Annotated in this window: 22 protein-coding genes; 12 read left to right on the top strand and 10 right to left on the bottom strand. The window is 38.2% G+C overall.

Annotated elements, in window-relative coordinates; all coding sequences use genetic code 11:
- Nucleotides 1-29 precede the first annotated feature (29 nt).
- Together ACIR131C_RS0103305 and ACIR131C_RS0103300 are read left to right on the top strand one after the other, a co-directional pair.
- Nucleotides 30-2,129 carry a RecQ family ATP-dependent DNA helicase gene (locus tag ACIR131C_RS0103305; RefSeq protein ID WP_028089051.1) on the top strand — a complete coding sequence of 700 codons (2,100 nt, stop codon included), beginning with the start codon at nt 30-32 and terminating at the stop codon, nt 2,127-2,129.
- Between the two features lie 30 nt (nt 2,130-2,159).
- Nucleotides 2,160-3,416, top strand: a complete 1,257-nt coding sequence (locus ACIR131C_RS0103300) for a DNA-processing protein DprA (RefSeq protein ID WP_028089050.1) — start codon at nt 2,160-2,162, stop codon at nt 3,414-3,416.
- Between the two features lie 101 nt (nt 3,417-3,517).
- Here ACIR131C_RS0103300 and ACIR131C_RS0103295 read toward each other — a convergent pair whose 3' ends face one another.
- The 4 genes from ACIR131C_RS0103295 to ACIR131C_RS0103280 all read right to left on the bottom strand — a co-directional run bounded on the left by ACIR131C_RS0103295 (nt 3,518) and on the right by ACIR131C_RS0103280 (nt 6,245).
- Complete coding sequence (locus tag ACIR131C_RS0103295; protein ID WP_028089049.1) at nt 3,518-4,168, bottom strand: hypothetical protein; 651 nt, start codon at nt 4,166-4,168, stop codon at nt 3,518-3,520.
- A 69-nt stretch (nt 4,169-4,237) separates the two neighbouring features.
- Complete coding sequence (locus ACIR131C_RS0103290; protein ID WP_028085281.1) at nt 4,238-4,567, bottom strand: MgPME-cyclase complex family protein; 330 nt, start codon at nt 4,565-4,567, stop codon at nt 4,238-4,240.
- A gap of 146 nt (nt 4,568-4,713) precedes the next feature.
- Nucleotides 4,714-5,430, bottom strand: coding sequence for a nuclear transport factor 2 family protein (locus tag ACIR131C_RS0103285; protein WP_028089048.1), 717 nt, complete (start codon nt 5,428-5,430; stop codon nt 4,714-4,716).
- A gap of 92 nt (nt 5,431-5,522) precedes the next feature.
- Nucleotides 5,523-6,245 (bottom strand): pyridoxine 5'-phosphate synthase, encoded by a 723-nt coding sequence (locus tag ACIR131C_RS0103280; RefSeq protein ID WP_028089047.1) that lies wholly within the window; start codon nt 6,243-6,245, stop codon nt 5,523-5,525.
- A 270-nt stretch (nt 6,246-6,515) separates the two neighbouring features.
- Between ACIR131C_RS0103280 and ACIR131C_RS0103275 the strand changes: the two genes are divergently transcribed.
- The 6 genes from ACIR131C_RS0103275 (at nt 6,516) to ACIR131C_RS0103250 (ending at nt 13,753) form a co-directional block, all read left to right on the top strand.
- A complete protein-coding gene (locus tag ACIR131C_RS0103275) occupies nt 6,516-7,649 on the top strand; it encodes a DNA cytosine methyltransferase (protein WP_035371448.1) in 1,134 nt (377 codons plus the stop codon).
- A 123-nt stretch (nt 7,650-7,772) separates the two neighbouring features.
- A complete protein-coding gene (deoC, locus tag ACIR131C_RS0103270; RefSeq protein ID WP_028089045.1) occupies nt 7,773-8,450 on the top strand; it encodes a deoxyribose-phosphate aldolase in 678 nt (225 codons plus the stop codon).
- A 37-nt stretch (nt 8,451-8,487) separates the two neighbouring features.
- Nucleotides 8,488-9,417: a DNA repair protein RecO gene (recO, locus tag ACIR131C_RS0103265; protein ID WP_028089044.1), complete on the top strand. Its 930-nt coding sequence runs from the start codon at nt 8,488-8,490 to the stop codon at nt 9,415-9,417.
- Nucleotides 9,401-11,047, top strand: coding sequence for an MFS transporter (locus tag ACIR131C_RS0103260; protein WP_028089043.1), 1,647 nt, complete (start codon nt 9,401-9,403; stop codon nt 11,045-11,047). Before recO ends, ACIR131C_RS0103260 begins: the two co-directional genes overlap by 17 nt.
- A gap of 274 nt (nt 11,048-11,321) precedes the next feature.
- Nucleotides 11,322-12,470, top strand: a complete 1,149-nt coding sequence (locus tag ACIR131C_RS0103255) for a glycosyltransferase family 4 protein (protein WP_028089042.1) — start codon at nt 11,322-11,324, stop codon at nt 12,468-12,470.
- A gap of 314 nt (nt 12,471-12,784) precedes the next feature.
- Nucleotides 12,785-13,753, top strand: a complete 969-nt coding sequence (locus tag ACIR131C_RS0103250) for an orange carotenoid protein N-terminal domain-containing protein (protein ID WP_028089041.1) — start codon at nt 12,785-12,787, stop codon at nt 13,751-13,753.
- 145 nt (nt 13,754-13,898) lie between these two features.
- Here the strand turns inward: ACIR131C_RS0103250 and ACIR131C_RS0103245 are convergent, their stop codons facing one another.
- The 3 genes from ACIR131C_RS0103245 to gpmI all read right to left on the bottom strand — a co-directional run bounded on the left by ACIR131C_RS0103245 (nt 13,899) and on the right by gpmI (nt 16,625).
- The gene (locus ACIR131C_RS0103245) at nt 13,899-14,672 is read right to left on the bottom strand and encodes a peptidase (RefSeq protein WP_035371457.1); all 774 of its coding nucleotides are present in this window, start codon (nt 14,670-14,672) and stop codon (nt 13,899-13,901) included.
- A gap of 21 nt (nt 14,673-14,693) precedes the next feature.
- Complete coding sequence (gene secG, locus ACIR131C_RS0103240; RefSeq protein WP_028089039.1) at nt 14,694-14,927, bottom strand: preprotein translocase subunit SecG; 234 nt, start codon at nt 14,925-14,927, stop codon at nt 14,694-14,696.
- A 99-nt stretch (nt 14,928-15,026) separates the two neighbouring features.
- Nucleotides 15,027-16,625, bottom strand: a complete 1,599-nt coding sequence (gpmI, locus tag ACIR131C_RS0103235) for a 2,3-bisphosphoglycerate-independent phosphoglycerate mutase (protein WP_028089038.1) — start codon at nt 16,623-16,625, stop codon at nt 15,027-15,029.
- Between the two features lie 406 nt (nt 16,626-17,031).
- Here gpmI and ACIR131C_RS0103230 point away from each other — a divergent pair, with 406 nt between their 5' ends.
- Together ACIR131C_RS0103230 and ACIR131C_RS21790 are read left to right on the top strand one after the other, a co-directional pair.
- Nucleotides 17,032-19,005 (top strand): right-handed parallel beta-helix repeat-containing protein, encoded by a 1,974-nt coding sequence (locus tag ACIR131C_RS0103230; protein WP_196811715.1) that lies wholly within the window; start codon nt 17,032-17,034, stop codon nt 19,003-19,005.
- A 58-nt stretch (nt 19,006-19,063) separates the two neighbouring features.
- Nucleotides 19,064-19,300: a helix-turn-helix domain-containing protein gene (locus ACIR131C_RS21790; protein ID WP_051347482.1), complete on the top strand. Its 237-nt coding sequence runs from the start codon at nt 19,064-19,066 to the stop codon at nt 19,298-19,300.
- Between the two features lie 478 nt (nt 19,301-19,778).
- On the opposite strand, the gene ACIR131C_RS0103220 is transcribed toward ACIR131C_RS21790, so the two are convergent.
- Nucleotides 19,779-21,473 (bottom strand): ABC-F family ATP-binding cassette domain-containing protein, encoded by a 1,695-nt coding sequence (locus ACIR131C_RS0103220; protein WP_028089036.1) that lies wholly within the window; start codon nt 21,471-21,473, stop codon nt 19,779-19,781.
- Between the two features lie 688 nt (nt 21,474-22,161).
- Between ACIR131C_RS0103220 and ACIR131C_RS0103210 the strand changes: the two genes are divergently transcribed.
- On the top strand, nt 22,162-24,369 hold the full coding sequence (locus ACIR131C_RS0103210) for a cation:proton antiporter (protein WP_028089034.1): 2,208 nt from the start codon (nt 22,162-22,164) through the stop codon (nt 24,367-24,369).
- 298 nt (nt 24,370-24,667) lie between these two features.
- The gene (locus ACIR131C_RS0103200) at nt 24,668-25,396 is read left to right on the top strand and encodes a Bax inhibitor-1/YccA family protein (protein WP_028089032.1); all 729 of its coding nucleotides are present in this window, start codon (nt 24,668-24,670) and stop codon (nt 25,394-25,396) included.
- 91 nt (nt 25,397-25,487) lie between these two features.
- On the opposite strand, the gene ACIR131C_RS0103195 is transcribed toward ACIR131C_RS0103200, so the two are convergent.
- Together ACIR131C_RS0103195 and ndhN are read right to left on the bottom strand one after the other, a co-directional pair.
- Nucleotides 25,488-26,030 carry a DUF3172 domain-containing protein gene (locus ACIR131C_RS0103195; protein WP_028089031.1) on the bottom strand — a complete coding sequence of 181 codons (543 nt, stop codon included), beginning with the start codon at nt 26,028-26,030 and terminating at the stop codon, nt 25,488-25,490.
- Between the two features lie 131 nt (nt 26,031-26,161).
- Complete coding sequence (gene ndhN, locus ACIR131C_RS0103190; protein ID WP_028085262.1) at nt 26,162-26,638, bottom strand: NAD(P)H-quinone oxidoreductase subunit N; 477 nt, start codon at nt 26,636-26,638, stop codon at nt 26,162-26,164.
- Nucleotides 26,639-26,911: the final 273 nt, after the last annotated feature.

The following is a 26,911-nucleotide window of genomic DNA, read 5'->3' as shown; positions in this document are numbered from 1 at the left end:
ATAGTATGGTAAGTAGATACGCAGCATATATGACAACCATACTTAGAGAAAAAGCACTAGTCCTTCTGCGTCAGGCTTTGAATAACCTAAACGCTGATTTTCGTGATGCACAATGGGAAGCTATAGAAGAATTACTACTGAACAAATCGCGGTTACTGGTTGTTCAACGTACAGGTTGGGGAAAAAGTCTAGTTTATTTTTTAGCAACTCGCTTATTAAGAGATCAAGGTGCTGGTTGTACTCTGTTAATTTCTCCTCTTTTAGCATTAATGCGAAATCAAATTGCAGCAGCACAACGGATTGGAGTAAAAGCCGAAACAATAAACTCCAGTAATACTGATGAATGGAATCTTGTCAACACAAAGTTATTAACAAATCAAGTAGATGTTTTATTAATTTCCCCAGAAAGATTAGCGAATCAAGATTTTTATAATAATATTCTTTTACCATTATCTCAAAAAATCGGGTTATTTGTAGTTGATGAAGCTCATTGTATTTCTGACTGGGGACATGATTTTCGTCCTGATTATCGCCGAATTGTTAGAGTTTTACAGGGACTACCTCCCAATATTCCTGTTTTGGCCACAACAGCTACAGCTAACAACCGAGTAGTTGATGATATCAAAGCTCAATTGGGACAGAATTTGCGTATTTCTAGAGGTGATTTAACTAGAAAAAGTTTGCGCTTACAAAACATTTATCTTCCTAGTCAAACTACAAGGTTAGCTTGGTTAGCACAGCACCTCCCTCAGTTACCTGGAAGTGGTATTATTTACGCATTAACTGTTAGAGATGCTCAAAGAGTTGCTGATTGGTTAAACACTCAAGGTATTAATGCAAAAGCCTATTATAGCGAGTTAGATACTCAAGTTCGTATAGCATTAGAAGACGAATTACTCAATAATGAAATTAAAGCATTAGTCGCTACCACAGCTTTAGGAATGGGTTTTGATAAACCAGATTTAGGTTTTGTCATTCATTATCAAAGACCTGGTTCTGTTGTTCACTATTATCAGCAAGTAGGTAGAGCCGGTAGATCAGTAGAAACAGCTTATGGTATTCTCTTGAGTGGTGCTGAAGATGATCAAATTAATAATTACTTTATTAATACAGCATTTCCTCCAGAAATTCATACACAACAAGTTTTAAATGAACTAGAAAAAGCTGTTGATGGTTTTTCTGTTCCTCAATTAGAACAGCAACTCAATCTTTCCAGAGGACAAATTGATAAAGTTTTAAAAATTCTATCCCTTGAATCTCCTGCACCAGTAAGTAAACAAGGTTCAAAATGGTATGTCACAGCTATAAATTATCAATATAACAGGGAAAAAATTGAAGAGCTAACACAAATTCGCAGACGGGAACAAGAGCGAATGTTGGAATATATGAAAAGTCCACAATGTTTAATGGCTTTTTTAGCAACAGAATTAGATGATCCAAATCCACAAAAATGTGGTAGATGTGCAGTGTGTGTGGGTACACACTTATTACCAGAAACTGTGATCAATGCACGAGTAAATCAAGCAAATTTGTTTTTACGTCGTAGTAACCAAATTTTAGAACCGCGTAAACAATGGCCTTCACAAGCATTATTAACTTATAGATTTTCGGGAAACATCAGAACTAATTTAAGAGCAGAAACAGGAAGATCATTATCTTTATGGGGTGATGCAGGTTGGGGAGAATTAGTTAAAAAAGGAAAATATAGAGATAATCATTTTGATGATCAACTTGTACAAGCTACCTTGGAAATGATTCAAAATTGGAAACCTCAACCTTTTCCCACTTGGGTAACTTGTGTTCCTTCTTTAAATCGCCCCGAACTTGTACCTAACTTTGCCAAAAGACTAGCAGATAAATTAGGTTTACCATTTAAACCTGTTGTTCGCAAAATTCGTCACACTCAGTTGCAAAAAAATATGAGCAATAGTTATCAACAAGCTCATAATTTAGATGGAGCTTTTATAATTGAATCTTGGCAAGGAATGAGTGGTCATGTATTCTTAATTGATGATATGGTAGATTCCCGTTGGACTTTTACTGTAATTGCTGCACTTTTGCGTAATAATGGAAGTGGATTAGTTTATCCTCTAGCATTAGCTCTTAATTCATTGGGTCAAGAGGATTAGAAAATTATGTTTAATACTGTGTTTAATACTATGTCAAATCATATCCTACCACCAGATACTCAAGCAATTTTGCTATTGTGCGCTAGTTTTGGTCAAAATCGCCAAACTGAACCGTTACCTTTAACTCTAAGTGAATATAACTTGTTAACAGAATGGTTACGAGAAAATCAAATGCGTCCAGGATATTTACTGGAAACAACAGCCATAGAAAAAATAAAAACAATAACTATTAATAAACTTAATCCTGATAGACTTATAGCTTTATTAAAACGTAGTTTAATGTTAAGTCTGGCAGTAGAAAAATGGACAAGTCAGGGTTTATGGATATCAGGACGTAGTGATCGTGATCCTAAATATCCTAAACGTCTCAAGAAAATATTAAAAAAGTCATCACCACCAATTATTTATGGGGTGGGAAATGCAGAATTGTTATCTTCTGGAGGATTAGCAATTGTAGGTTCTCGTGATGTAGATGAGGAGATGATTCAATACACACAAAGAGTAGTAAAAACTTGTTCTCAACAAAATATACAAGTTATTTCTGGAGGTGCAAGAGGTATAGATCAAGAATCAATGTTAGGTATTTTAAATAATGGAGGAACTTGTGTTGGTGTATTAGCTGATAGCTTAACTAAAGCAGCAGTAAATAGTAAATATCGCTCTGGTATTCGAGAAGGTAGATTAACTTTAATTTCCAGTTATGATCCTGATGCTGCATTTAATAAAGGTAACGCAATGGGAAGGAATAAATATATTTATAGTTTAGCCGATTATGCTTTAGTTGTTAAGTCTGATTTAGAAAAAGGTGGGACTTGGAATGGTGCTGTAGAAGCATTATCTAAAATCAAAGAAATTCCTGTATTTGTCAACATGATATATCCAATTGCAGCAGGAAATCAAGAATTATACAATCGAGGTGCAAAACAGTTTCCTTTAGAATTTGATAATGGTAATTTGCAGGAAATGTTAGTAAAAACTATAGGTGATTTTGAAAGTATAAAAAAAGAAGTAATTACAACACAGCCAGAAGATAATGATAATACTATTTCACAAGGTTTAACCACTATTCCTAAAGATATTTATAATGTTGTTTTACCTGTAATTCTCAGTCATTTACAGCAACCAAAGGATGCAAAATCACTTGCGGACTCTCTACAAGTGAGAAAAGTACAAATGGATGATTGGTTAACAAGAGCTATAAATGAAGGTAAAGTAATAAAAACAAAAATAGAAAAGCGAGTTGCTTATGTGGTTAATCAAGCGGATACACAACTTTCTTTGTTGTAATATTAGCACCCCCAATTGACTGTCATATTCTCATTCTTTAAGAAAAATCCAGGTAGCTAGTTTTGGTCACTGATTAAAAAACAACTGACAACTGACAACTATCAACGCACAATTGAGCGCAGTAAGACCACTTTCCGACCATCTGCTAAAATGGCCACAAATCCGGTTTCACTGAGTTTTTTTAATGTATTGTATGCTTCCTTTTGATTGGTAGTATAAACTGCCAGTAAGTAAGGCCGTTGTCCATAGGATACAAAACCTACGTCACCTCCTACAGCCTTTCGCAAACTACTAACCATTTCTGGACGGTTAAAATAATCTACCAGAATTGCATAACCTTCCCCCAATATTTTGGGGTTGTAAGTGATTTTTGGAGTTTGTATATTTGGTATTGTTTGTGGTAGTTGGGTCGCTGGTTCTGTTACACGAGTGGTAATAGTGGCAGATAAACCAACTATATTTTGAATATACCTCGCCCAACGCTTGGCATCATCAATATTTGTAAAACCACCGACTCGCGTTACTATTTGGTTATTATCTTTACAAACAATTGTTTTTTGCTCGGTGGGTAATGCAGCACGCAACTGCTTTTGATTTTCCGGTGTCGGACTCAATACTAATAATAAATATTCGCCTACATTTGGTTGTTGACAATTAGCAAAATTTTGTTGAGCAATAACAGGATGAATATTGCTAATTAAGGGGGCAAATGCTAATAATAAAACACCCGATAAAGTTGGTAATTTTTGCATAATATCATAGATAATTGATAATTGGGGAAAAGGTGAAATTCTGATCTATTCCCTATTCCCTGTTCGCTATTAAGAAACGCTGCTAAGAGAGGCTATTGCATTAGGTATAGCCTGAGAAGGGGCTGAAAATTCTCCAGTAATGACATACTCTAATCGTAATTTTAGCCAGGTAATGAATTGGGCATTAGTGGAAATAATTGCTGCTGCTGGTTGAGGACATTTCTTTTTAATATCTTTCATTTCTGGTGCTTCTAAAAAAGCAGGTTGCTTAACTAACCAAAAATCAATTTCTTTTTCTTGTTCATGATAGTGACGAGTTCGTTCTTTGAGAACTTCATCTATTGGTTCTTCTTCTATGAGAAAGTGTTGACTGGCCAAAACGTAATAATATTTTTCCATTTTCTGTGTTTACTGACTAATTCATAATTCTATGGTAAGGCGTTAACATCCCCGACTTCTGGTATTGATTCATCATTCACTGACATCATGAAAAAAGAAGTCGAAGATGTAATAATGGTACAGTATTGACGCTGTACCTCGAACAATTAACTTTTCTTTAATCCCTGAAACCAAGAACCAAAGGGACAACCACTGCTTTTATTGTCACTATTTTCTATTTTGCCACCTGCTGTCAACTTTTCCAAGAACAGGGCATTATCAAAATAGTGTTCTAAGGAAACAATTTTTAAATCATCGGTAACATGGGCAACACTCATACCGATCATTTCTACTGTTTCCCCCGTTGGTGCATAATCTTTATATTTACCCTGAAAATGTCCCCAGTGTCGCCATTTGAATGTAACATGAGGCGGACCTGAATAAACTGCTAATACTTCCCAGGGAAATCCTTGGGGAAAGGTACTATGAAAGATATCATGGGATGATTCAAAACTTTCTTCAGAAGCTTTGTAATGTTCAGAGTCAGCCATAAATAAATTATAAGTACCTTTCGCGCCTAATTCAGCAGCGGTATATTCTTGGCCTCCATTGCTACTCACCCGGAATTTGTCATTAACGACAGATAACCACTGTTGGGGGTTGGTTTTCCATGAAACTTCCATTTCAAAGGTTCTGACTAGGTTTTCCACAATTGCTTCTAGTGTACCTTCTAAATGATGCTGAATACTCTCTTTAGCTAGGTTCTGCTGAGAACGGGTATAGTCAGGTGGCTTTTGATAGCGCCATTGAGCGTCTGTACTGGCTGCAATTACTTTAGCTCTGTCCTGTACCCATAGGGGTAAGTTATTCGGTGTAGAAGTCATAAAAGTTTCAAGTCTGACTTTAATTTAATTTACAGGATTTCGCAACTAATACTCCCCAGTAGCAACAGGTAAAAGATCAGAATTTTACCCAATTACCAATTACCTCCCATTGCTGCTTTCATTTCTCGAACTGCTCTTTCTATACCTACCAAAGCGGCTCGACTAATGATAGTATGACCAATATTGAGTTCTTCCATACCTGGAAGCGCGGCCACAGGGTAAACGTTCCAGTATGTGAGTCCGTGACCAGCATTTACCCTTAAACCGGCTTTAATGGCTTGTTCACAGCCTTGGGCTAATAAAGCTAGTTCCCGCTGACGAGTTGTTTCGTCTTTGGCTTCTGCATATTGTCCCGTATGCAGTTCAATAAATTTGGCTTTTACCTTGACAGATGCCTCGATTTGTGGTAATTCGGCATCAATGAACAAACTTACGGGAATGCCAGCATTTTGCAGTTTATCCACTATTGCCCCTATTCTAGCAGTTTGTCCGACAATATCTAAACCACCTTCTGTGGTCACTTCTTCCCGCTTTTCTGGTACTAGGGTAACATAATCAGGTTTAATGTCTAGGGCTATGGCTAACATTTCCTCGGTCGCAGCCATTTCTAAGTTTAGATGAGTTCTGACGGTTTGCCGCAATAGTCGCACGTCTCTATCTTGAATATGTCTTCTATCTTCGCGTAAATGGGCTGTAATACCATCTGCACCCGCTAGTTCTGCTAGTAATGCTGCTGCTATTGGGTCTGGTTCCACTGTGCGTCGAGCTTGACGGATAGTAGCAATATGATCAATATTTACACCGAGTGTAGGCACGTCTGGTTTCTCCTGCTTTACTGTCTTTTACTGTCTTTAAATGTTGATTTTAGCGGAAATACTAATAATTTTTAATTTTTTAATTTTTTAATTTTTTAATTCAATTCAGTCTTGACTCTATTTTATTAGACTAAAAGCTATGAAAAAGGAAATTTATTCCCCGGTGATTTATGGTAGAATTATAAAGCAAATTCACGCCCTAATTAAATAATTAGATCCCATCAAAAACATAAATTTATTTTTTTGAATCTTTCCCAAAAATAGTATATTATGTCATTGACCAATCATCCCACTATTTTCTCCTTTTTTTCCGGCTCAGGATTCCTGGATTTAGGCTTTGAAACCACAGGTTATAACATCGCTTATGTTAATGAAATTTTCCCACCATTTATGTCAGCTTATCGCTATTCACGGGAAATTCTTAAACTTCCCCAACCTGAATATGGATATCATCAAGGAGAAGCCGCAGACGTAAGCAAATTAGTAACAGGAACACCAGCACAACGACTAAATGAATTAGTCCAAGATTCCCGCAAATCAAATAATATCATAGGCTTTATTGGTGGTCCACCCTGTCCAGATTTTTCCGTTGGTGGTAAAAATAAAGGACATTTAGGGGATAATGGTAAACTTTCATCTGCTTATATCGAATTAATTTGTCAAAATTTACCCGATTTCTTTTTATTTGAAAATGTCAAAGGTTTATGGAGAACTACAAAACACCGTCTATTCTTTGAAGAGTTAAAAATCAAATTACAACAAGCAGGTTATATATTAACAGAACGTTTAATTAATTCCATAGAATACGCTGTACCTCAAGATAGAGAAAGAATTATTTTACTAGGTTTTAAAAATAATTTTCTCCAAAATATGAAAATCGAATATGAATTTACCTTTCCTTGGGAAAAATATATTTTATATCCTCAAAATCAAGTATTTGCTTATCCTTGGAAGCAATGGGAACTATTTCAAGAAAATTCCCTAATTCCTTGTCCCGAAAATATTCCTCAACAACTAACCGTTGAATATTGGTTTAGAAAAAATAACGTTATCAACCATCCCAATGCTCAACATTATTTTCAACCAAGAGCAGGTAAAATTAAATTTGCTACTATTGCAGAAGGAGATGATTCTAAAAAATCATTTAAACGTTTACATAGGTGGCGTTATTCTCCCACAGCTTGTTATGGTAATAATGAAGTACATTTACATCCTTATAAAATTAGGCGTATTTCTGTAGCAGAAGCTTTAGCAATTCAATCTTTACCCGCTAATTTTTCACTCCCAGAAAATATGTCACTTACGAATATGTTTAAAACTGTTGGTAATGGTGTACCATACTTAGCAGCAAAGGCATTATCTCAAACTATTATTGACTTTTTAAATACTGATTTTTCAGTCTAAAATACTCAGTTTCTCAGAGAAGTCGAGAATCTGGCAATATTATCATTTAAGATGACTATACATAGTCTAATATATAAGAAATACTTTAATTTTGATCATCAACTCTACACCAAAATAAAAACGATGGCACTAGACTATCCAAATATTGATATTGCACCATTTATTGACCACTCTCTGCTATTACCAATCGCCACTCCAGAACATATAAGTCAATGGTGCGATGAAGCATATAGATATAACTTTGCTTCCGTCTGTGTAAATCCCTGCTATGTCAAGCAAGCAGCGGAACTACTGTATAAAAAAAATCCTCGAATTTGTACGGTCATTGGCTTTCCCAATGGTGCAAATACCTCAGCCGTGAAATTATATGAAGCTAAAGAAGCAGTAGATAATGGCGCTACTGAATTAGATGTAGTTATTAATTTAGGGTGGTTAAAAGCCGGGAAAACAGACGAAGTTCACCAGGAAATTGCCACAATTTGCGAAGAAGCCGGACAGCCTGTTAAGGTAGTTTTGGAAACTAGTCTTCTTACTGATACTGAGAAAAAAATAGCAGCAGAATTGGCTATGGATGCCGGTGCAGCATTCTTGAAAACCAGTACAGGTTGGAATGGTGGTGCAACTGTAGCAGATGTTAAACTTTTAAAAGAGATAGCAAAAGATCGGGTAGGAATCAAAGCATCAGGAGGTATTCGTACACACAATGAAGCTTTAGAATTAATTATGGCTGGTGCGACTCGATTAGGCACATCCCGTGGTGTAGATTTACTTCGTCAACGTAATAACCCGGTCGAGGAATAGATAATATGAAAAATTTTTTACTAATGACCAGTAACTAATGAGTAAAACCTACAAAGCAACTGGTATCAATCTCAAAACTCAGCCCCTGGGCGAATCGGATAAAATAGTCACAATTCTTACCCAGGAATTTGGTTTAATTCGGGCAGTGGCGACGGGGGCGCGTAAACAAAATTCCAGTCTGGGCGGTAAAATGGGGATGTTTGTGATTAATGAATTACTAATTTCTCCAGGTAAAAATCTCGATATAATTATTGAGGCTCAAACTATTAAAAATTATCCGGGTTTATCTAAAAATTTGGGTAAATTAGCTGCTAGTCAATATTTAGCTGAAATAGTATTATGTCAATCTTTAAGCGAACAACCCCAAATAGAAATTTATGAATTATTTAATAAATATATTCAGCGTATAGAGGATATCCCCAGAACAGAGACGAAATGTGTAATTGCTTTTTTAGTTCAAGGTGTATTTCAGCTTCTAGATTTAGCGGGTCTAAGACCACAAGTAGAATTTTGTTGCTTAACACAGCGGTTTTTAACTCCAGACTGGAAAAATCCCCATTGGCAAGTTGGATTTAGTATTCCCTCTGGTGGGATAATTTGTTTAGAGGCCTGGAAAAATTTGCAACAGCAAATAGAGCAGGGAAAATGGGAAGATCGGAAAATGAACGGAAAAACAAAGACAAATGTTCCCAATACCCAATCCTTGGCCTCTGACCCTAGTGATAAAACGGTTTTCTATCAGCAGGAGTTACCAATTGTTTCTTACCTGTTGAACGGAAAGGAACTGTTTATGCTTCAACATCTCTCGGAAATAGAGATAATACAAATAGATGCAGCCGACTATTCTGGATGGTTAGCTGTTGAGCAAGTTTTACGTCAGTATGTCCAGTATCATTTAGGACAAGTTATTCACTCTGCCACTTTGATTGACTCTTATTTTGCCACTAACCATGATGCAATCGTCTGATTTAGATAGAAAAAGCCGAACTCACTCACCTAGCGAAGCTAAAAAAAACCATAGATCATCAGATCATAATGTTGCTTCTTCACCTAGACTGGGTCATATTCATAGTTCAGAAATGTCACTCAATAATATTTCTGAATCTGGAAATTTCACATCAGAAATTCCCTTGACTGATATCCCTAAATCACTAGAAATTACCCAGATAAATGATAAAATTAATTGTGATCAAGATCAGGACTCAGTAGCAACGGAAATAATACCAGAAACTCTACCATTAATGGATAGTGGTTCTGGAGGTCAAGATTCAGAAAATCATCAAAAATCGGGTTTTTTACCTGTATTAAAAAATCGGAATTTCCTCGCTCTTTGGGCAGGTCAAGTTTTTTGTCAATTAGCTGATAAAGTTTATTTAGTATTAATGATCGCTTTGATTAATAGTCAGTTTCAAGCTAGTGATCAAAGTATTAGCGGTTGGGTTTCCGCTCTAATGATGGCCTTTACAATTCCCGCCGTATTATTTGGTTCTCTGGCTGGGGTGTTTGTAGATCGTTGGTCAAAAAAAGTTGTTTTGGTAGCATCAAATATTTGGCGTGGTATTCTGGTTTTACTCATTCCTGCCTTATTATGGTTTACTCATAATTGGCAGCCTGTGGGAGTTTTACCAGTAGGTTTCTTGATTATTTTAGCTGTGACTTTTTTAGTTTCTACCCTAACACAATTTTTTGCACCAGCCGAACAATCCGCCATTCCTTTAATAGTAAAAGAACAAGATTTACTGTCTGCTAATTCTCTTTATACAACAACAATGATGGCTTCTGTAATTGTTGGTTTTGCAGTCGGAGAACCAGTTTTAGCATTAGCAGATAAACTGTGGATACAATTAGGTGGTAACGGTGGCTTGGGAAAAGAAATTTTGGTCGGTGGTAGTTATGCGATCGCTGGGTTAATATTATTATTAATCCAAACTAACGAAAAACCTCACCCCCCAGAAACAGAATTTCCTCACGTTTTCTTGGACCTACGCGACGGGTTACGTTATCTCCAAGAAAATCATCGCATCCGTAATGCTTTATTACAACTAATTATCTTATTTTCTGTCTTTGCAGCCCTCACTGTTCTGGCTGTTCGCATGGCGGAAATTATCCCTAATATCAAAGCCTCTCAATTCGGCTTCTTACTAGCCTCCGCAGGTGTTGGTGTTGCTGTGGGAGCGACAATTCTCGGCCAATTTGGTCAACGTTTTTCCTACAAACAACTCAGTTTTTGCGGTTGTATCGGCATGACAGCCTCTTTAATTGGTTTATCATTATTTACAACCCAACTCTTACCCGTACTCCTATTTATAGCCCTAGTGGGCGTATTTGGCTCTTTAGTCGGTATACCCATGCAAACCGCAATTCAAACCGAAACACCCCCAGCTATGCGCGGTAAGGTATTTGGACTGCAAAATAATGTGATTAATATTGCTCTATCCCTACCCCTGGCTTTAGCAGGTATAGCAGAAACTTTTATCGGTTTAAAAGCAGTATTTTTTACCCTAGCCGTCATCGTCCTATGCGGCTGTCTCTTTACCTGGTACAATGCTGGTACATCTGAGGATGCTAAATCATCAACAACTGCATCAAAATCATGAATTTATGCTATACTTAGTCCAGTCAAATAGAAAATATTTGCCTGGTTGAAAATAAACTCAATAATCAGTTGACTAAGTTGTGATAAAATAAATCTTTCATAACTTTTTAATATTTATCATCAATAAAGTTATTTATTGAATTTTTAATTTTACCGATTATTTAGTTTTTCAATTACCTGTAACTGAATTTTTATCATCACGAAAATTCTGTTATCACAACTGCATAATCAAAACAGTATAGTTGACACTCGCCTTTTTTATAGATAACCAAAAAATGCGTATAGCTTGGATTGGAAAAAAAACGCCCTTTTGTGGTAACGTCACCTACAGTCGAGAAATTACCAACGGCTTATTAGATAGAGGACATGAGGTTAGTTTTCTACACTTCGCTCAGGAAGAAGCCACCACGGACAACTGGCCGAATTTTCAAGAAGTTCCCCTACCATTTATCTACAAGTCCCAGGTTTACACTATTCCCTCTTTTAAAGCAACTAAAGTTTTGAAAGATTCCCTCAGAGAAATTAAACCCGATATAGTCCACGCTTCTCTGACTTTATCAACTCTTGACTTCGTTTTACCAGAAATTTGCGAAGAATTAAATTTACCCCTAATTGCAACTTTTCACACTCCATTTGCAGGTAAAGGAGCAAAACTATTATCTAGTACCCAACTCCTAGCTTATCAACTCTATGCCCCTTTTTTAGATCATTATGACCGCGTAATTATTTTTTCCCAAATTCAAAGAGAATTACTCTCAAATATGGGGGTACGAGAAAACAAAATTGCTGTAATTCCTAATGGTGTAGATACTATTAAGTATTCTCCAGGAGATTCCCAAATTAAAGCAGAATTTGGCGCTGAACGCTTATTTGTGTATCAAGGAAGAATAGCTCAGGAGAAAAACGTTGAATCTCTCTTGCGTGCTTGGAAACAGTCAGATATGGGAATTAATACAAAATTACTTATTGTCGGTGATGGTCCATTAAAACCTTCTTTAGAGTCATTTTATGGGATTGAATATGGGATCATCTGGTTAGGATTTATCGCTGACGAAAATCGCCGCATCGAAATTTTACGGGGATCTGATGTATTTATTTTGCCTTCTTTGGTAGAAGGTCTATCCCTATCCCTATTAGAAGCAATGTCCTGTGGTTTAGCGTGTTTAGCTACTGATGTCGGCGCTGACGGAGAAGTTTTAGAACAGGGAGCGGGTGTAGCAATTAATACTAGCAGCGTGCGATCGCAGTTAAAAACTCTCTTACCACTATTTCAAGATCATCCAGAACTAACAACATTGCTAGGACAAAAAGCCAGAAAGCGGGTATTGGAACGTTATACCCTGAATGATAACATCACCCAATTAGAACAGCTTTATTATCAAGTCCTCGCACAGCGACCTTTAACACTGAGTTGGGGTGTTTAGATAATGTCATTCATTATCCCCCCTTGACAATCAATAAACACCTCTAGCAGAGACGTTTCATGGAACGTCTCGACAATGGTTATAGAAAACTGCACCTAACTCTAGCTACTTCTAGAGGAGGAGGATATTTGTTATTTATTCATTTATGCTAAAAAACCATATTTAATCTATTTTGTCAAGTCGTAATTTCCATGTCTTTACAAAAATTAAGATTTCCGTTACATTACTTTACATAAAACCTAAGTTGATCATAAACATTTTTAACTTAAGTTTTCATAGCGACTAATAAACACATAATCTTGGAGATTCCAATTGTGGCATTAACTATCCAGTCTGCTCAAACTATTTTTTCTAATACTCAAGTTCCTAGTCCAATTCCCGCAACTATAGCCTTGTTTGATCAACTTAACGTTGATGATAAACTAGCTTATCTTTGGTACGCTTATACTGAAATGGGTAAAACTATTACTCCCGCAGCACCAGGAGCAGCACGTTTACAATTAGCCGATGGTTTGCTGAGTCAAATTAAGCAAATGTCCAGCGAAGAACAAACAAAAGTCATGCGGGATTTAGCTAGTCGCGCTGATACTCCTATTAGCCGTTCCTATGGTTTCTTCAGTGTAAATACTAAACTAGCATTCTGGTATGAATTAGGAGAATTGATGAAACAGGGAATTATTACTCCTATTCCCGTTGGTTATCAAATGTCTCCTGGTGTAAAATTTGTATTAGAAGCTACACAAAAACTTGATCCAGGTCAGCAAATTACCGTATTACGGAATACTGTAGTAGATATGGGATTTGATACTTCTGACCTCGGTCCTAGTAGTTATCCCAAAGCAGCTACAGAACCTGCTTTCCAACGCACAACTCCAGTCATTTCCTCGGTGAAAATTGACGGTATTACAGAACCCGCTGTGTTAGGCTATATTGAAGCCATGAATGCAGATAATTTTGATGCTGCTATTGCGCTATTTACTACCGACGGTGCGCTACAACCACCATTCCAAAAGCCCATTGTTGGACGGGAAGCGATCGCTAAATATATGCGCGAAGAAGCACAAGGACTAAACATGATGCCGCAACAAGGTATCTGTGAAGTGCAACCAGACGGTTCTAAGCAACTGAAAATCACAGGAATCGTTCAAACTCCTTGGTTTGGTGTTACTGTCGGTATGAATATTTCTTGGCGGTTTTTGATCAATCCTGAAGGAAAAATATTCTTTGTAGCCATTGATATGCTGGCCTCTCCTCAAGAACTCATGAACCTACGTCGAGTTTAATCAAATCAAGAGGCTGTTGACAATGAAGTTTGCACTAAACAGTTTTAACAGCCTCCAAACTGGCAAATTGTCAAGTATAAGGTATTGACACTAAGCGAAAAATCTGTTATCATAGAACCGACGAGGAAGAACTATCTTATAATATTCAATCTTTCCCCACAACAGACCAACCCAGGCCTGTAGATTGTTCATAAATCCGTTTCAAAGTATTTACATCCCTTACAGAAATCAACGGTGGGTTACGAACTTGAGAAAAATACATAGTATCAGTTGGTGACAAACTATGACCCCAAATTCCCAAAGCATGGCCAAGTTCATGACGGGCTGCGGACAATACATAATCACCAGTTTGACTAGGACTCAACAAAATTGTAAACCTGTGAGATAAAATATTATTTGCAGTATATAAATCAAAAGTCGTTAAAGCCGAACGCGCCCGTAATATCTTACCATTAGGTTCACGTTGTAAAGGTGGCACTTTACGAATAATTTTAATATCAGCAATATCAGATTTTTCTACTACCTGTAAAGGTAAATAAATACTCCATTCTTCAACTGCTTTTAAAACATTATTAACCCATATTTGTGATTGTTTTTCACCAATATCTTTTGGTGTTTCTATATTCACCTTCACCGGAAAACTTGACCAAATTAAATAACCAACTTTAGTAGATTTGACTTGATCAAAATAATCACCACTATTTGTTTTATCGTGCCATTTTACCAGAGTTGGTGGTAAAGAATGGTGTTTTTCAAGAACAGATAGAGAATTAGATAATTGAAAATTTCTCTCCTGTTCCCTGAAAACAGCATTAACTGAAAAATCAGTAAAAATAACTAACAGTCCTGTACTTATTGCTAAAATCAGAACTGCCATTAATCGTCGCCAAAATCGTTGATTTTGGGTAATTTTCCCCATTTTCCCCATTGTCATTTGCAACTACTTGGGCAACCAATTAGCACTTAAAACCACAGTCAAACCCAGAAAAACCACCGTTAACGCCCAAGTAACTCTATTTAAAGTATTTTCGGCACTTTTGGTACTTGTGAACAATTGTGCTTGTCCACCAATAGCACCAATTCCGTCACCTTTAGGACTATGTAACAAAACCAGAACAATTAAACCAAGGGCGGAAAATGCCCAAATACCTTGTACGATGTTAGTAATTGCCATATTAGAAATGTTGGTTATAAGAAGTCATCAGACAACAAGGGATTTAGCTAAATTGGCGGTTAGAAACCGCCAGGACTAAACCCCTAACATTTTACAATTTTACAAGCCCACCTGTACAGGAGTACGAGTTAATTGTAAATCATATTCTGCGGCTTTCAGTAATGATCGCCCGGTCATTTCTTGGGGTTGGGATATTTGTAAAATATCCAGAATAGTTGGGGCAATATCGGCTAATTTGCCATCATTTCTTAATTCCACATTTGTTCCATATCCCGGTATTTTGGCCTTTTCACCCTCTACCAAGATTAAAGGAACTGGGTTGGTAGTATGCGCTGTCCAAGGATTACCGCCTTCATCTAGCATATACTCAGCATTGCCGTGATCAGCAGTAATAATTGCCGTACCACCAGCTTTACCAATTGTATCAATCAGACGACCCAAACAACGATCCACCGTTTCAATAGCTGTTACTGTAGCCGGGATTTGTCCCGTATGCCCTACCATATCAGGGTTAGCATAGTTCATCACTACTAGAGAATAGATGCCCTTTTTAATAGCAGCGATCGCTACATCCGTCACAGCTTGTGCTGACATACCCGGAGCTTGATCATAAGTAGATACCATTGGACTACTGACTAATTCCCGGTCTTCTCCTACACAAGCATCCTCCATTCCTCCATTAAAGAAATAGGTGACATGAGCGTATTTTTCCGTTTCCGCAGTTCTAAACTGTCTTAAACCACGGTTAGCGATAACTTCACCCAGAATATTAGTCAGGTTTTGAGGCTCGAAAGCCACAGAAACAGGTAATTCTGGATCATATTGGGTAAAAGTTACAAAAGAAAGCGGCAAAATTGGCCGTCTTTCAAAACCGTTAAAAGTTGTACTGACAAAAGCTTGAGTTAGTTCTCTAGCACGGTCAGGACGGAAGTTAAAAAATATTACCCCATCACCCGATTCTATCGCCCCTGGTTGCAAACGGACGGGGAGAATAAACTCATCAGTAATACCTTCAGCGTAGGATGTTTGCAATATCTCTCCAGCCGAGAGTCCATTGCCCGTACCGTCTGTTGTCATTACATCGTAAGCGCGTTGAACTCGATCCCAGCGATGATCACGATCCATGGCATAATAGCGACCACTAATAGTAGTAATTTCACCAATACCAATATGCTCTATGTATTCTTCTAGTTGCTGGATGAACCTGATTCCATCTTTTGGTTTCGTGTCACGGCCATCAGTAATCGCATGAACACAAACTTGTGAAAGTTGCTGTTCCTTAGCTAAGTCAAGTAGTCCCAATAGATGGGTAATATGGGAATGCACCCCCCCATCAGAACAAAGTCCCACTAGATGCAACTTGCCACTAGTGGAACGGACTTCCTGGCAAATTTTCACCAGGGCTGGGTTTACCCTTAAAGAACCGTCTTCTACAGCATCTGAGATCCGTACCAGTTCTTGTGGTACGACTCGACCAGCGCCAATGTTCAAATGACCAACTTCCGAATTGCCCATTTGACCTTCTGGCAACCCTACGGCTTTTCCCGAGGTGCGAATGAGGGTGTGGGGATAGGCAGCCCATAAACTGTCCATAATCGGAGTTTTGGCAGCGCTAATAGCGTTTCCTCGCTTTTCCTCACAGTAGCCCCATCCATCTAGAATGACTAGCACCACAGGAGCAACAGGTGCTTTGGTCATAGTAAAATCGCCCTTTACTTTTTGTAATACTTGAATAATACCATTGCTAATCGTTTATGGAAGTTAAATTCTGTTGATCTTATCCCAGTCCCCGGTCAGCATTTACCAGTCAGCTTTTTAAAATTCTTGTCTCATCAGGATTTCACTTTATTTATTTAAAAGTAGATAATTTATCTATTGGGAACGGGAAACCTCTCAAAGAATAAAAGAGTCAATCCACTTTATATATATACACCTTACGGGTATAATTAATTTTGGATTAGCTTTCAGGAATAGATACCAAATGTACAGCAGTATGAGGTTGCAAACTCTATGGTATTTCTGTATTGGGCTGATACTTGTTATTTACTGCACTATATTAGGAGCAAATGCCAGTTCGACACCAGTAAACCTATACGTTTCTCCTATGGGAAACGATAACTGGTCAGGTGAGATTGCAGCCCCTAATCCAGAGAAGACCGATGGACCATTCCAGACACTTGAGCGGGTGCGCGATCAAATCCGTACTCTGAAGGTAGCAAATAAATTCCCTCAAGGCAGCGTTACTGTCTATCTACGTGGGGGTATTTATGAGCGTAAAGTACCATTTATCCTGAATGCAGAAGATAGTGGCACAAAGGATTCGCCTATTGTTTACCGTCCCTACTTAAATGAACAAGTTCGTCTCTCTGGAGGAAAACAGATCCGGGATTTCTACCCTGTTAATGATCAGAATATCCTCAAGCAGATGCAACCTGTCGCCCGTGGCAATATCCTACAAATCAATCTGAAAGCACAAGGGATTACTGATTACGGACAACTCTCACCACGGGGCTTCGGAAGACCCAATCATCCTTCTCCCTTAGAACTGTTTTTTGCAGACCAACCCATGCACATAGCACGCTGGCCTAACCAAGGTGATCTAAAAATCGCCGATGTGCCGGCGGGTAAAAACGGTGGTAAATTCACTTACAAGGGCGATCGCCCTCGTTTATGGAATAATATACAGGATATTTGGTTGCACGGCTACTGGACTTGGGACTGGGCGGACTCCTATGAAAAAGTCAAGCTGATCAACACACAGACTCACGAAATTGCTACTGAACCGCCCCACGGGGTCTATGGCTACACAAAGGGCAAGCGTTATTACGTCCTCAACCTCCTAGAAGAATTGGACACCCCCGGTGAATATTATTTGCATCGTCAAACTGGCATTCTCTATTTTTGGCCACCAAAGCCTGTGGAAAACAACCGGGCTATTGTTTCTATAATGGAAGAGCCACTGGTTTCCCTAAATGCTGCATCTTATATTACCCTGAGTGGTCTGATATTTGAAGGTTCCAGAGGTGCAGCCATTAGGATAGTTAAGGGTGAGAACGTCTTGGTTGCAGGCTGTCAAATTCGTAACCTTGGTACAAATGGAGTAGAAATTAAGGGAGGAATCCGCCACGGTGTCATTAGCAGCAATGTATATAATATTGGTGAAACGGGTATAGTCTTGAATGGAGGCGATAGCAAAACCCTGACACCAGCAAAGCACTATGCTATCAATAATCACATTTATAATTATGCTAGGTGGGTGAAGACCTACCGACCAGGCATTTCTGTTCAAGGTGTTGGTAATCTGATCTCACATAATTTGATTCATGACGCGCCCCACAATGCTATTCTTCTTAGCGGCAACGACCACATCATTGAGTTCAACAATATCCACCATGTTTGCTTAGAAACTGGTGATGCCGGGGCATTTTATATGGGTCGAGACTACACCCAGCAGGGGAACATCATCCGCTACAACTATTTTCACCACCTCTACGGACTTCAAAAGCAAAAAAGCTTTACAGAAGTTATGGCAGTGTACCTTGACGACGGTACTAGCGGTACAACAATCTATGGTAACCTATTCTATAAAGTGGAGCGGGGCGTGTTAATCGGTGGCGGACGTGATAACACGGTGGAGAACAACATCTTTGTTAAAAATAAGATTTCAATATCTGTAGATGCACGTATTTTAGGCTGGGCAAAAGCCAGTGCTGCTCGCGGAGGTAATTGGAGAATTGTGGAAAAGCTGGAAGATATGAACTATAAACATCCGCCCTACAGTATCCGCTACCCTCAATTGGTGAAAATTTTAGAAGATGAATATGGCGTTCCCAAAGGCAATAAAATTATACGTAACGTCTATTTTGGTGACGGATGGTTAAAGTTAGAGAACAAACTGACTGACAAGATTATTACTATCGAGGGAAATTTAATTAAGAACGATATCAGCTTTGCAGTCCCAGATGATGATCTCTTGCAACTAAAGTCCGACTCGGCTGCTTACAAGTTTGGATTTCAGCATCTGCCAATAAATAAAATCGGGTTATACAAGGATAAGTACCGTAAAGATGTTTCCTAACTCCTGAAAATGTGTAAAAGCAGCATATCCATTTGGTTTGGATAGATAGTTTTGATTATTGACTATACGCGAATTTGATAGCTTGTGTTTACCTCCAATTGAACCGCTAGAACCTCAACAAATTAAGCAACTTCGTGAATCATTTAATGTAAGCCAATCTGTGTTTGCTGCTATTTTAAACATCAGTTCATCAACTGTTCAAAAATGGGAAATTGGGCAAAAACGACCTACAGGCGCGGCTGTTAAATTACTGCATTTAGTCCGTGAAAAAGGTTGGGAAAGTTTAATGTATTAATCTAACCTGATTGCCAAATAAGTAAGAAATTGCAGTTTTCAATCGCCAGAATAATCTCCTAATTTTAATCTATGCAGGTGGGTTTTATTTATGTAGATCCGATTTCCAACCACCAGAATAATCTTTATTTAATCAGCAAGAAACATAATAATGGTACAATCAACCGTAAAACTAATCACAGTTAATGAATTTATTACTTAATAATCTTTTCCAACTTGCAACTAACAGCAAAACAATTATTTGCTTCCGTGTGTACTTTCAACTGAATATAGGAAACAAATTGATCAAATTTTTAAACTTACCATCGTCGTAGACTAGGTAATCTTCAAAAGTAAAATGCTTTAAAGTAAGTTGTTTGCATCATATATTCCTAGCTAGATTTGCACTTCATAACTCATCTATTTAATGTAAATTGCTAGTTAAAAAACAGGTGAAAGAAAGCCAGAATCACAATCAGTCACCCATCTACCGATATTACCTACTTTCGTTTTGCCCCAGCTTTAGCAGCTTTTGCCGCTTTTTTCGCGGCTTTTTCTGCTTCTGCTGCTGCCAATTCTGCTAATTCTTTTTCTTCGGCTTTCTTATCTAGGTAATAGTGATAATCCCCTAAATAAACTCGAAATTCACCATCACGAATTTCCACAATTTTGTTAGCTACTTGGGAAATAAAATAACGGTCATGGGAAACTACAAGGGCTGTACCATCATAATTTTGTAAAGCCTCTTCCATCATTTCCTTCGCTGGAATATCTAAGTGATTGGTAGGCTCATCTAAAATGATTAAATTCGCTGGACATAATAGCATTTTTGCTAATGCTAACCGAGCTTTTTCACCTCCACTTAATGCCCCAACTTTCTTAAATACAGTATCACCAGTAAATAAGAATCTTCCTAACAGTGTGCGAACTTCTTCATTTGTCCATTCGGGAACTTCATCATGAATGGTTTCCATGACAGTTTTATTTAGATCTAACGCTTCCGCTTGGTTTTGTTCAAAGTAACCAGGAATAACGTTGTGATCTCCTAATTTAACAATCCCTTCTGTGGGTTTTTCCACACCCATAATCATTTTCAAAAGTGTGGATTTACCCGCACCATTAGGACCTAGAAACGCTATTCTATCTCCTCTTTCTACTAACAGATTTGCCGATAAAAATAGAATTTTATCCCCATAAATATGGGTTAAGTCCTTAATTTCTACCACTTCTCTACCGCTACGAACAGCATCAGGAAAACGGAAATGTAGGGTTCTGACTCCCCCTATAGGCGCTTCGATGCGTTCAATTTTATCTAGTTGCTTTTCTCTACTTTTCGCCTGGGTACTGCGGGTAGCACTAGCGCGGAATTTATCTACAAATGCTTGTTGTTTTTCTAATTCTTTTTGTTGACGTTCATAAGCGTTCAACTGTGCCGATTGATTTTCAGCTTTTTGTTGTAAGTATGATGAGTAATTACCCAGGTAAGAACTAGAAACGCCCCGTTCAGTTTCCACAATTTGGTTACAAAGACGATCCAGAAATTCCCGGTCATGGGAAACTATCACCATCGGGGTAATTAAACCTCTGAGGTAATTTTCTAACCATTCAATAGTTTCTAAATCTAAGTGGTTTGTCGGTTCGTCCAACAGTAACAAATCGGGTTTTTGGAGGAGAATTTTACCTAAACTCATCCGCATTTGCCAACCGCCAGAAAAAGCACTCACTAGGCGATCGCCATCTTCCAATTGAAAACCCATTTCTGGTAATATCTTACCAATACGGGAGTCTAAGTTATATCCGTCCAAAGCTTCAAATTGCCGCTGCAACCTGTCTAATTTGTGAATTAATTCATCTAACTCTTCTGGATCAGCAGTTTCCATCTCACGAGGTATGTGAGACAAAGCCAACTGCACCTCGTTAGCTTCTTTAAATACAGTCCAAAACTCCTCCCTAACTGTGCGAGTGGGATCAACCTCAAACTCTTGGTTAAGATAAGCTATATGTAAACTAGCCGGACGAATAATTTCCCCAGCAGTAGGTTCAATCTCCCCAGAGATGATTTTCAATTGGGTAGATTTTCCCGCACCATTAACACCAACTAAACCAATACGATCTCCTGGTTTGACTTCCCAGTTGATATCTTTAAGAACTTCGCCTGTAGGATAAATTTTACTGATATGTTCTAGTCGTAGCATGAAGTGTCTCTTGGGTAGGAAAAGGGGCAAAACTAAAGCCGTATTCAATCTTAACAAAAATTAACGCAATATTTACAAGTTTTTTGACTATAAAAATAAATTTTCTCCTTGAGAATCCCCGACTAATGCCAGTTTTCGTCTTATTTGAACTATATTCTCCTTCTTGAGACATGAAATTCTAGCCGATCCTTCCAGATATGTGGTACATTTACTGGAAAATCATTATCAAAGTCCATATTTTAACTTGATTCTGGCAGCCAATACTCACGTAACTGACAGCATTTATTACATGATAAATATCCAGAATATTACTGATAGCCAGTGTGTCCTAGACCTAAACCTAATTATTGCTTATGGGTAATTCATTAATTACCCCCGGTTTTCTGGTTTTTTGCGTAAATTGTATATGATGAACTTTTGGATTAAATAATTTCTTAATCAAGAATTATAAATCCTAGATTTTCTTGGATTTGTTTTATTATTGCTGATTCTCAAATTATTTCTGGTTTAATCGCCAAATTGATAGTTAGTTATTTTTAGCATTAACCATTAAGATGGTAAAGTAACCATGACTAACATCTCAAACCAATAAAAATGGTCTCCAGATGTTGTATCTAATCATATTGACAATATTCACAGTTATAAAAAATTCTCTGCGTCCAATCTGGTAATCGTTAGTGGAGAAACTATGCACACAGTTGTTCTCGTTCTAGTTCAAGTGCTAATTGTTATTGGACTCTCAAGACTTGTAGGACTGGGATTTAAAGCAATTAAACAACCATTAGTAATTGGTGAAATATTCGCCGGGATTATACTTGGTCCATCATTATTTGGTTTAATTGCTCCTGATCTAGCACATCATCTATTTCCATTAGAAACAATGCCTTATTTGCACGTTTTATCGCAAATAGGGCTAATATTTTTCATGTTTTTAATTGGGTTAGAATTAAATCCCAAATATCTGAGTGGTAACTTAAAAACTGCCATTCTTATTTCCAATTTCAGTATTATTGTTCCTTTCGCGTCGGCATTTGTATTATCTTTCGTACTGTATCCTTTAGTTTCCAGTAGTAACGTCAATTTTGCCCCTTTTGCTTTATTTTTAGGGGCAGCAATGTCAATTACGGCCTTTCCTGTTTTGGCGCGAATTATTACCGAAAATAACTTACAGGGAACTCGTTTAGGCACATTGGCTTTAACTTGCGCCGCAGTAGATGATGTCACAGCTTGGTGTATTTTGGCAGTAGCGATCGCCTTTGCTCGTCATGGTAGCATTGATCAACAAGCAGTTCTCACTATTATTGAAAGTATTGTTTATATTGGCTTCATGTTCACCGTTGGACGTTGGTTTCTCAAACGTTTGAGTAAACATCATCATCGAACTGGACGCTTAAGTCAATTGGTTCTGGCTGTAATTTATATGGGAGTTGTTTCCTCTGCATTAATTACGGAATTTATCGGTATTCATCTGATTTTTGGCGCATTCCTATTAGGCGCAGTCATGCCCAAAGATGAGGAATTAGTCAGAGAATTAGCCATCAAAACTGAAGATTTTGTTCTCATCTTTCTGTTACCAATATTTTTCGCCTACAGTGGTTTAAAAACCCAAATTGGTTTACTCAACAGTCCTAAATTATGGCTATTGTCAGCCCTGATTTTATTAGTAGCAATTGGCGGTAAATATATTGGTGCTTATGTAGCAGCTAGGTTCAGCGGCATTGACAAACGAGAATCTTCCGCCCTGGGTTGGTTAATGAATACTCGTGGTTTAACTGAGTTAATCGTCTTGAATATCGGGTTAGAATTAAAAGTAATTACACCCTTGCTTTTCACCATGTTAGTAATTATGGCCTTGGTGACAACATTCATGACTTCGCCATTACTAGAATGGACATATCCCAAACGCCTGATTAGATTAGATATTGTTGAACCAGAAGCAGAAACTCCACCAGAAACCCCACCAGAAACCCCACCAGAAATTGAAATTAGTGAACCCTATTCATTACAATATCGGATTTTAGTCCCAGTAGCTAATCCCGACACCCAAAAAGGTTTGTTACAATTAGCAGCAGCGATCGCCATCAACAACCGACAACCCGCCGTAGTTTATCCCCTCAGTTTCATTGAACTAGAAGAAGACTATAGCTTTGAGAGTAGCCCCAACGAAGCCGATAGACTCATAGCCGAACGTCGTCAAAAACTAGAAGAATTAATCGCTACCCTAGAACCACCAGAAATACGCTCCTATATCCATCCCATAGTTCGGATATCTAGCAATGTCGCCAGAGAAACAGCACAAATAGCCGCCAAAATTGTCATGTCCGACTTAGTTATCGTTGGCTGGCATCGTCCCGCTTTTAGTAACAATCGTTTAGGAGGAAGAGTTGGACAAATTCTTAGCACTACACCAGTAGACGTAGCCGTATTTGTAGATAAAGGTGGAGAAACTAATGAAAGTTTATTAGTTCCCTACTCCGCCAACATTCATGACGATTTAGCCCTGATTATCGCTTTGAGAATGCTCATTAACCGTGATACTTGCATTTTACAAGTTTTACAGGTATTTAAAGGCCATCATACCCCAGAGGAACTAAGTTATGAACTTAACGCCATGATCGGGCAATTACCTAAGAGTGTCCGCGATCGCATTCAAATCAACACCGTCACCACCCCAGACCCAATGCGAACCGTAATTGCTGCCTCGAAAAATGTTGATTTAACTATTGTTGGTACTAGTCGTCTCTGGGGAATTGAACGTCAAACACTAGGAAGATACACAGATCAACTCGCCATTCAATGTCGTTCTTCTTTACTCATTACCCGTCGTTACAGTCAAATTACCTCACATCTGACCTCCCTCTTACCAGCAATTAATACCCAAGAAACAATGCCCTAAATCCTCAAAATCCCCCCAAAATCCCTCATTATTACCCAATTCACCCCTTCCTTCAATGTCTCCCCAGTCTTGAATCCACAAAAATACAGCGGTTTCCGATCTGATGAAGTACAAAGTTGAACCATGAAACTCTTGTGGTGCGGGCATCTTGCCCGCTAAATATATACCTCATAATACCGGGAAGTGCTGTAATTCCCAAAACAACCTACAGAAATTCCCATGATCGAATTTGCCCAATCCCTAGCCAAAAATTTATAAAATTTGTCAAAATAGAAATCAGCAGTTTCAATTTTTAGATATGAGCAATACAAGTAATTTTCCTGAAGCTTTCCGTAAAGCTGAAAATCAAGGAATTGTTGGACCAAATGTCATTGCTAACGCCCTCCCCTACGTCGGTGGTGGATTGGTACTAACTGCCCTGGGAACTTATGGTGGTTTAGGTATTATCCGCACTAATCCCGGACTGTTTTTTCCCACTTTTTTGGGAGCAGTAATTCTCGAATTAATTTTGTTCTTTGTTGCCCAAAATGTAGCATCAAAAGGTAACAAAGCCCTAGCTTTACCCCTGTTAGGTATTTATAGTCTATTATCTGGTTACACTCTCAGCGGCTTAGTCTTTGTGGCTTTGAAAACCCAAGGAGTAGGTATTCAAGGTATTGGTATTGCTGCTCTTAGTTGTGGTCTTACCTTCATTGTTGCCCGAAAAATCGGTTCTAACCTTTCGGAAGCAGACGGAATGGCGTTGACAAAAACTATCAATCTAGGCATTATTGCCTTATTGCTTGTTTGTCTTCTCCAATTTGTCTTTGCCTTATTTGGTGTTTACACACCCAGTTGGTTAGAAATCGGTATCTCTGGTTTAGGTGTATTTCTCTTTGCGGGAGCATCAGTAGTTGATTTTTACATCTTGCCTCGTACTTACCGCAATGATGAATATTTACCGGCTGCTTTGTCAATGTACCTCACCTACATCAACTTATTTGTTTTTATCTTACGTTTGCTTATTGCTATCAATGGTCGTGATTAAATATAAGTAGGTAGATAAGTAGGTAGAGGAAACTTAAACTTTGCAGAAAAGGGGAAAAGGGAAAGAAAAATCTTTCTCCTAACCCCTATATTTAAAATCTTTCCGTATCTTGAGGAGTTCCCACAGCCCCAGGTTGAGATAAAAAGAAATTTTGAGCCGATTCATTTTGATATATACATCTAATATCGGGCTTTTCACTGTTTAAGTCCCCTGTAAAGCCAAAGGTATTCAAACGATTTTTACATTCCCTGACCTGATCTGAAGTCACAAGTTTTTTATTTTCCAAAATTGCCCAGTTATTTTGACGAATTACACATCCAGGACGGATATTAGGCTGGGCAACATAAACATTAAAAGGATTAAGAGTGACAAATAATCTAGCATCCATCACCATTGCACTAGCTCCATACTGGACGCAAATCTCAGGATTTGGCGCTTTGGTGTCAATGAACTCCCGGGAGGCCACATTTGATGAACTCAATGTAGTTGTAGAACTAAATGCAATCCCAATTCCAATTCCCAAAATCAGCACCCCCCCAAAAATGGCAATGCTGGCGAAGTTAAAAATCGGAGATTGAAAAATAGAGGCTTTAGGGGTGTTAGTTGGTCTATTGTTAGAAGATTTACGTCTCATTTTCGCTTTATTACCTTCACGCCAAATTAGAAAGATTTGGTTGATTTTCCCTGATTCACTATATTGTTTTGATGTCACTCTTCCCCGCCAGCAGTCAGTCAAACGACAACTGACCACTGACCAGTGACTACCTAACTAGCTAACAGAGTCTTTTCCAGAGGTTTCCAGCGGAAAGTGCGATCTCCACCTCTCTCAATTACTACTTTAACCCTTGGTTCTAATTTGGGTAAATCCATTAAATACTCAACTTCCTGATCAGACAAAATATGTCCCTCAATGATCCACAATACTAACCCCTTAGACTTAGGAGGTAATTGTGCTAAATGAGAATCGAGTATTGGTGGTAAATAATATACATCACCCACCGCAGCACCACTACCAGTGCTTTTTTTACCCAAATGCGGCGGTCTCACACCATGAACCTGAGTCAGATACGCAGCCACGTCACCTAACCCTCTAGCAGTAATATGCAGGCCAACATAACCAGCAGCCCGCAAACGGCGCAAATAGCGACCTTCATAGCCTCCTTCTAGGGGAACATAAACACCCAACGCACCAAACTTCTCCAAATTGCGGATGAAACCGTTACCAGTGGTAATTAAGGCCATAGATTTTCTTCCTATCCCATCTCAGATATCTCTATTATTCACTCTCTACTAGTAGATTAAGTTAAATGAAACTGCATATTTTCAGCAACCTGGAGAATTTCAAACTAAAATCTAGGCCAAATCACCCCCCTATCGCCATCCTGTAATATATCTAAAAAAAATACTAGACAAAAAATGATTAATGGTTTACAATGTTAGATTGTGACCGAATAGTAAATTAGATAGCCATCTTATTTTAGAGTTACCAGCCAGTCCCACTATCTGATATTCTAG

The sequence above is a fragment of the Dolichospermum circinale AWQC131C genome (assembly GCF_000426905.1).
GTDB classification, from domain to species: domain Bacteria; phylum Cyanobacteriota; class Cyanobacteriia; order Cyanobacteriales; family Nostocaceae; genus Dolichospermum; species Dolichospermum circinale.
This window is presented reverse-complemented; position numbering and strand designations above follow the sequence as displayed.